This is a genomic window from Microcoleus sp. Pol17C6 (genome assembly GCF_036701145.1).
GTDB lineage: Bacteria > Cyanobacteriota > Cyanobacteriia > Cyanobacteriales > Microcoleaceae > Microcoleus.
In genome coordinates, this window is the sequence record NZ_JAUBQH010000151.1 from 1 (window position 1) to 1895 (window position 1895).

At 42.6% G+C, this 1895-nt stretch carries 3 protein-coding genes; 2 read left to right on the forward strand and 1 reads right to left on the reverse strand.

The window, feature by feature from the left end; genetic code table 11:
• Positions 1 to 136 precede the first annotated feature (136 nt).
• Complete coding sequence (locus tag QUA25_RS29095) at positions 137 to 433, forward strand: transposase family protein (protein ID WP_333043164.1); 297 nt, start codon at positions 137 to 139, stop codon at positions 431 to 433.
• A gap of 146 nt (positions 434 to 579) precedes the next feature.
• The gene (locus QUA25_RS29100; protein WP_333043168.1) at positions 580 to 969 is read left to right on the forward strand and encodes a transposase family protein; all 390 of its coding nucleotides are present in this window, start codon (positions 580 to 582) and stop codon (positions 967 to 969) included.
• A 516-nt stretch (positions 970 to 1485) separates the two neighbouring features.
• Here QUA25_RS29100 and QUA25_RS29105 read toward each other — a convergent pair.
• Positions 1486 to 1803, reverse strand: a complete 318-nt coding sequence (locus tag QUA25_RS29105) for a hypothetical protein (protein WP_445305277.1) — start codon at positions 1801 to 1803, stop codon at positions 1486 to 1488.
• Between the last annotated feature and the right edge of the window lie 92 nt (positions 1804 to 1895).

The window sequence follows — 1895 nt, forward strand, 5'->3', positions numbered from 1 at the left end:
AAAGCAATATAAAATCTTGCTAGTCCTCACAGAAGTCTATCGCCAACAACAGTGGTTATTTGACAACGAGAAACAGAAGACCTCTTGCAAAAGTCCCCAATAAGGGCAATAGTGAGGTGATTGAGAGGAAAAACTGATGACTTACGAACAAGTGCAAAGCTTAAAGCCAGAAGCCTTCAAGAGATTATGTGGCGTTGGGTCTACAACTTTTGATGAAATGGTGTCAGTTCTAAAACAACAGAAACGCAAGAAACGCAAACCCGGTCGCCCGCCTAAACTGAGCTTAGAAGACCAGGTACTGCTGGCATTACAATATTGGCGAGAGTACCGTACCTACTTTCACATTGCTCAAAGCTGGAACATCAATGAATCCACTGCGTTCAGAATCGTCAGACACGGGCAAGGACACATTAATTCGTTCAGGTCGGTTTAGCTTACCCGGAAAGAAAGCACTGCTGCAACCGGACTCAGTTTTAGAAGTAGTTGTGGTCGATGTGACCGAAAGCCCAGTCGAGCGTCCAAAAAAAAACAACGACAAGTGTTTTCCGGCAAAAAGAAGTATCATACATTGAAGTCGCAATTAGTGGTCAATCAAAAGACGGGAGCAATTATCTGCAGAGCTTCGTGGTAAAGGCAGAAGGCATGACTTTCGACTATTCATTCTTCAGTAAAGTCAGGCTAGCCACTACAATTAAACTTTGGCGTGACAAGGGTTATCAAGGAATTGCCAAACTTCATGCCCATAGTCAGATCCCTACTAAAAAGCCCAAAAGCTCTAATTTTTCTCAGGTTCAACGGCAGGAAAACCGTACTCTGGCAAGCCAACGAATTATTATTGAACACGTTAATAGGAAGCTGAAAATTTTTCGGATTTTGTCGGAACGTTACCGAAATCGCCGACGTAGATTTGGTTTACGCTTCAACCTGATTGCAGGCATCTATAACTATGAACTTAACCTTTCAGAATGACTTTTGCAAGAGGTCTAGAGTACTGTAGTTTAGACTAAAAAATGAGCGCAGCTAAAAGTAGCCACCTTTGAATCTCAGGCAAGCTGTTGCTCAAAAACTCAAAAAGTAGAAGATTAAACAGCTAATCTTGAAGACTTTTTACGTCGAGAGACCCGTTTTTTCACAGTGGGATATCGCGGTGCTACCGTCCTTACCCTTCCTTTTTCCCAGCCGGGGGATTTTCCCCTCTGTTTAGGCATTTTTGTAGGAGTCCCAATGTCAACTAAAAGCGAAAACATTGATTGGGCAACACGTCCAGGAGTTAAACTGATATTAGCAGATTGCCTGCAGTAATACATTCTCAACCACTAACTCCCTAGCTAACCAGAGTTGCCAACTCATCAATGGCATTAAATCACTCCAACGCTCGGATTGTTCGGGAGTTCTCAAATTAGGCAATGTCCAATGCAATCTTTGCTTAGTAAACCGATACCAATGATCGACTCCAAAGCGTCGTAAATATTTAAACCAAACAGTTTATAATGGTAGAGTTCGCTCTCCCACCCAAGCCAACCATAAGGGTGGAAATGGCTGACCATTTGACATGGGCTTCATTCTTTCGATCAGAATTAAATTGATTGGATGTTCGGCCGCACGATAAAAATGCAAGTTAAGCCATTGTCTGAGGAGGACTTTTCCCAAATCTGGATGTTCCTCAATTTCAATCGCAGTATCCTCTTGAAGCCATGTGGTTGGGTCATTCAGCCTCATTTTTTGCCCGTGTTTTCGCGGTCTACCGCGACCACTATATGCTGGTGGTGCTGACCACAAGCAGGCATTTTTTCGGACTCTCATTAAACAATCAGCAGGCATTGGTAACAAGTTAGAAAGGAGTAGATTTTGTCAATACCTCTTTCTGCAGAAATATTATGGAACAATAATGATAA